This window comes from Flavobacterium sp., assembly GCF_036515215.1.
Lineage (GTDB): Bacteria > Bacteroidota > Bacteroidia > Flavobacteriales > Flavobacteriaceae > Flavobacterium.
In genome coordinates, this window is record NZ_DATBVQ010000020.1 from 1 (window position 1) to 5,943 (window position 5,943).

The 5,943-nt window shown below is 38.0% G+C and carries 3 protein-coding genes and 1 pseudogene; all 4 read left to right on the forward strand.

Going from position 1 to position 5,943, the window contains the following annotated elements; translation table 11 throughout:
• Positions 1 to 860: pseudogene (locus VIH09_RS01550) on the forward strand (ribonucleoside-diphosphate reductase subunit alpha); the annotation flags it as partial.
• Between the two features lie 378 nt (positions 861 to 1,238).
• Entirely contained in the window at positions 1,239 to 1,736 is a 498-nt protein-coding gene (locus tag VIH09_RS01555) for an RDD family protein (RefSeq protein WP_331577170.1), read from the forward strand.
• A gap of 104 nt (positions 1,737 to 1,840) precedes the next feature.
• A complete protein-coding gene (locus tag VIH09_RS01560) occupies positions 1,841 to 3,184 on the forward strand; it encodes a deoxyguanosinetriphosphate triphosphohydrolase (RefSeq protein WP_331577172.1) in 1,344 nt (447 codons plus the stop codon).
• A 92-nt stretch (positions 3,185 to 3,276) separates the two neighbouring features.
• A complete protein-coding gene (locus tag VIH09_RS01565; protein ID WP_331577174.1) occupies positions 3,277 to 5,943 on the forward strand; it encodes a T9SS-dependent M36 family metallopeptidase in 2,667 nt (888 codons plus the stop codon).

Genomic DNA, 5,943 nt, shown 5'->3' on the forward strand with positions numbered 1-5,943 from the left:
ATGCCGCCAAAAAACTGAATCAAGAGATTTTTGAAACGCTATACTTTGCCGCTGTAACCGCCTCCATGGAAATGGCCAAAGAAGAAGGACCTTATTCTTCATTTAAAGGATCGCCAATGTCTCAAGGGGAATTCCAATACAATTTGTGGGGAATGAAAGATGAGGAATTGTCAGGCCGTTGGGATTGGGCTTCTTTAAGAAAAGAAGTTATGGAACACGGTGTTCGTAACTCCTTATTGGTTGCGCCTATGCCAACAGCTTCAACATCCCAAATTTTGGGTAACAACGAAGCGTTTGAGCCATACACATCCAATATTTACACACGAAGAGTGCTTTCGGGGGAATTCATTGTAGTGAACAAGCATTTACTGCGTGATTTAGTAGACCTTGGTCTATGGAATGAAAACTTGAAACAAGAATTGATGCGTAATAACGGTTCCGTTCAGGACTTGGATATTCCGCAAAATTTGAAAGAATTGTACAAAACAGTTTGGGAAATGTCAATGAAGGACATTATCGATATGTCACGTCAACGTGGTTATTTTGTGGATCAATCCCAGTCTTTGAACCTGTTCATGCAAAATGCCAATTATTCTAAATTGACTTCGATGCATTTTTATGCATGGCAATCCGGATTAAAAACGGGAATGTATTATTTGAGGACAAAAGCTGCGGTGGATGCAATTAAATTTACATTAAACAATGATAAAAAAGCAGAACCAATAGAAATTAAAGAACAACAAGTTGCAATGGCAGTGGAAGCAGTAGAGCCAGCGGCCATGAGTGCTGAGGAATACAGAGCAATGATTGAACTGGCCAAAAATGCCGGTCCAGATGATTGTGAAATGTGTGGATCTTAATTAGAAAATAGAATAAAGAATAAAGAGAAACGGCTATCAATTTTGGTAGCTGTTTCGTTTTAGGAGCTGTTTCCCGCTTTTCGTTTCAATCTTTTTATTTTTAAAGAAAAAATAAAAAGGATTTCCACTTTTAACGAAGTTCACTAAACTCCGACTAAAATAAAAGTTAAGTGAAGTAATCGGGGCTATGATATCGGTATGAAAATCGATTTTAGGGTTGGTTAATTGGCCAAGCTTTAATTGTTTTAGAAACCAATAGGCAATTGTAAAATGAGCACAATAATGAATATTCCGAATAATAATACAAGAATAAATCACTATATTTGAGTAGGTTAAGTTTGTTTATGATTCTTTTTTAAATACTGAAAAATAGTAAATATGAAAAGCAAAGAATTTACAATTACGGATGATGTCTACGCTACACAAGGACAGCGTTTTCTTAATTTCATTATCGATTTGATTTTTATTTACATTATTATTCTTAGTATTGGGACGACCATTAAACTTGTTTCGGACGCAACAAATAATTTTGCGATTTCCACTTGGGTCAAAACCATGAGCAAAAAGGAAATTGTCTTTTATTGCATGATGATCACGTTTTTGTACTATTTCCTGACCGAAACTTATTTTTCCCGAACTATCGCCAAATTGATTACCAAAACGGTAGTCATTAAAAAAGACGGCTCAAAACCCAGCACGAAAATGTTCCTGATAAGGGCCTTATCTAGGTTTATTCCCTTCGAACCCTTTTCCTACCTCAAAGTCCTTCCGCGAGGATGGCACGATACCTTATCGGACACTTACGTCGTCAAAAAAAAGAGACTGGCCAATAAAATGAAGCTGTTTTATTCCTTCGATGAGATAGCCAAAATTTAGAAAATAATGCCAAAAAGCCATCATTGTTGATGGTTTTTTGTTTTAAAGGCATCCTTTTCTTTATATTCGCTCATCGATATTTCAATAAAATCTAAACAACAAAAATGAACTGGGAACAACTCTTATCACTAAGACGCCAAGGCGACACAAGCAAGCGATTACGTATAGAACAAGATGACACCCGATTGGGTTTTGAAGTGGATTATGACCGCATTATTTTCTCCGCCGCTTTCAGAAGCTTGCAGGATAAAACGCAGGTAATTCCTCTATCTAAAACTGATTTTGTGCATACGCGTTTGACACACAGTTTAGAGGTTTCCGTTGTAGGACGTTCTTTGGGGCGCTTGGTTGGAAAGAAAATCATCGAGAAATATCCCCATTTAAAAGAAGTGCACGGTTTTCATATGAATGATTTTGGCGCGATTGTCGCTGCGGCTTCATTGGCCCACGACATCGGGAATCCGCCGTTCGGACATTCAGGGGAAAAAGCGATAGGAGAGTATTTTTCTATTGGAAACGGAAAAAAATATAAGGAGCAATTGTCCAAGAAAGAATGGCAGGATTTGGTCGATTTTGAAGGGAATGCCAATGGTTTTTCAGTTTTGACAGCTAGCCGTCCCGGAATCGAAGGGGGACTCCGAATCTCCTATGCGACCTTAGGTGCTTTTATGAAGTATCCAAAAGAGAGCTTGCCAAAAAAACCTACAAAAGATATAGCCGACAAAAAGTATGGATTCTTCCAAACTGACAAAAAGTTTTTTCTGGAAGTAGCGAAAGACATGGGATTGATTCCGAATAAAACAGGTGACAATATCGGTTTTGAAAGGCATCCTCTGGCCTATTTAGTGGAGGCGGCTGACGACATTTGCTATACTATTATCGATTTTGAAGACGGAATTAATCTCGGACTAGTTTCTGAAGATTTCGCGTTGGAGTATTTGATCAAATTGGTAAAAGACAGTATCGACACATCCAAATATAAAACGCTTACAACCAAAGAGGACCGCATCAGTTACTTACGCGCCCTAGCAATTGGTAGCTTGATCAATGATGCAGTAAAGGTCTTTATCGACAATGAAGAGGCTATTTTAAAAGGCAAATTCCCTTTTGCTTTAACGGACAAAAGCAAATACAAAGCACAGATGGACGACATCATCGGTATCAGTGTAAAAAATATATATCAAAGCAGGGAGGTTATCGAAAAAGAGATTGTGGGTTATCAAATCATCCAAACATTATTGGATAAATTCATTACTGCCTTTGATAACAATTTTAATGGTAGTGCTTCAAACTATGACAAATTAATTTTAAAGTTATTGCCGGAAAAGCATCATTTGGAAAAAGAGAATCTATATGAAAGGTTACTTCATATTTGCCACTTCATCTCTTTACTTACCGACGGCAATGCATTGTTGTTTTACAAAACGATTACTGCTGTTAAAAGTTAAAAAACAAACATATCATCATATAATTGTTAAATTAAGCAAAAAGAATTAGGTTTGTGCGGTTAACTAAAAAAAACCTTTATCTAACTAAATTCATGAAGAAAATTACCTTACTGATTGCGTTTCTTATGCCCTTACTGTGTATTTCACAATCCAATAAAGAAACCATCCAAAGATATTTAAATACCAATAGTGCTAAAGCTGGTCTTTCAAGTGATGACGTGAAAGATTGGATAATTCAAAGTGAAGGAAGTTCAAGTGCTACTAATATTAGCAGCTGTTATGTTCTTCAGCGTTACCAAGGAATAGAGATTTTTAGGGCAGTTTCCAATTTTTCGATAAAAGAGGGTAAGGTAATTAATGCTGAAAAAAGATTTGTTTCTAATTTGTCTCGGAAAATAAATGCAACCAAACCTTCTCTGACGGCGATAAGCGCTTTGACAAAAGCATATTCTTTACTAGGCATTACCAACACAGAACCGTTTTCTGTTTTAGAAACTATAAGTCAATATAAATTCAAAATCAGCAGCGGCTTAGGCATCGATGAAACCGTTTCCGCAAATTTGGTTTATCATGTGACCAAGGAAAATAATTTGATGCTAGCCTGGGATTTTACCATAAATACAGCTGCTCACGATCATGTTTGGAGCGTTAGAATTGATGCCTTAAATGGCAGTATTCTAGAAAAAAGAGATTACAATATATCATGTAATTTTAATAAAAAAAACTTTTATCCATTAACTAATACGTATAATGGTTCGGTAAATAATTCAATTGAGACTACATACAAACAGCTTTTTTCGCCCGCCGTAGCGGTGGCAACAGGCGGCTCATATAGAGTTATTCCATTTAACTATGAAAGCCCGAACCATTCTTCAAGAGAACTCATCTCAGATCCGGCAAGTTACAAGGCATCGCCTTATGGGTGGCATGACACGAACGGAGTTGCAGGCGCCGATTTCACAACAACCAGAGGAAATAATGTTTGGGCCAAAGCCGATCTGGCAGGTGACAATCTAAATAATGGGACCAGTCCCGAAGGAGGCTCATCATTATTGTTCGACTTTCCTTATGGAGGTACCAACGTCGATGCTTCAAGCTATATTAATGCTGCCAATACAAATTTATTCTATATGAATAATGTGATGCATGATATTTGGTATCATTACGGTTTTGATGAAGAAAACGGGAATTTTCAGCAAAATAATTATGGTAAGCCAGGTAAAGCGGGTGATTTTGTTTATGCGGATGCACAAGATGGATCAATCGCGGATCCTCAAAATACAAATAATGCCAATTTTTATGCGCCAGAAGATGGGAATAGAGGAAGAATGCAGATGTTTTTGTGGGATTATGGTCCGGAGATCAAGCCCATTGTGGTCAACTCACCGGCTAGTATAGCTGGAAATTTTGTTGCCAGACAAAACTCATTTAGTCCTGGCCGAGTAGATTTGCCGGTAAGCCCCTCTTTATTACAATCAAATCTTGTACTCTATCTAGACAGTGCAGGTTTATCCGACGGATGTTCGGCGCCAGTAAATGCAGCAGCGATGAAGGGAAAGATTGTGATATTAAGACGAGGAACCTGTACTTTTGTTGTAAAGACGAAAGCTGCACAAAATGCGGGGGCAATAGCTGTAATAATAGTTAACAACACTACGGGAACCATTACCATGTCGGGCGCTGACAATACAATAACGATCCCTTCAATCAGTGTTACGCAATCTGTAGGAGAGGCTATTATAAGTAAAATGGCGACTGAGACTGTTAACGTTACATTGCAATTGCCGGAGTCACCTTTTGTAAATTCTGATGGTGATTTTGATAACGGAATTATTTCACATGAGTATGGACATGGTATTTCAATCCGTTTGTCAGGTGGCGCGGGGAATTCCAATTGTTTGGATAACACGGATCAAATGGGTGAGGGCTGGTCAGACTGGATTGCTCTTATGTTGCAAATAAAGTCAGGCGATGCTGGAGCTTCCAAAAGAAGTGTGGGGACCTTTGTCTCTATGCAACCTACTGATGGGCCCGGAATTAGAGATTATCCTTATTCTACAGACAAGACCGTAAATCCAATGACCTATGCGGACACCAACAAATATCAATATACTGACGATGATGGGATTGAACAAACTGAAGTGCATGGTACGGGTTCTGTTTGGGCCACCATGCTATGGGATTTAACGTGGGCATATATAAATAAATACGGATATGATGATAATAAATATACGGGGATAGGTGGAAATAATAAATTAATGCGAATTGTTTTGGAAGGCATTAAGTTACAGCCCTGCAGCCCCACTTTTGTAAGTGCTCGAGATGCGATTATAGCCGCTGATCAGGCAATTACAGGAGGAAAAGATTATTGCATGATTTGGGAGGTATTTGCAGATAGAGGTCTGGGGGTAAATGCTTCAGCTGGATCTGGTAATGCTGGTAATGATCAGGTGGAGGATTTTACAAGACCATCTGCGGGGCCAAATTGTGCATTAGCCGTAAGTCAGTTTGAGAATGATAATTTCATGAGTGTATATCCAAACCCTTCAGAGGGGCAAGTAACTGTTCGTGTCAATCAATTTATCGGAAAAGTTAATATTCAGGTAATTGACATAAACGGGAGGGTGGTTTATAGAGTTAAAAATGAAGATTTCAACAACCAAATGAAACTTAATTTAAATCATCTTGGATCAGGAATTTATATATTAAAAGTAAACGGTGAGGGCTTAAGTTATACTGAAAAAATCATTTTGAATTAA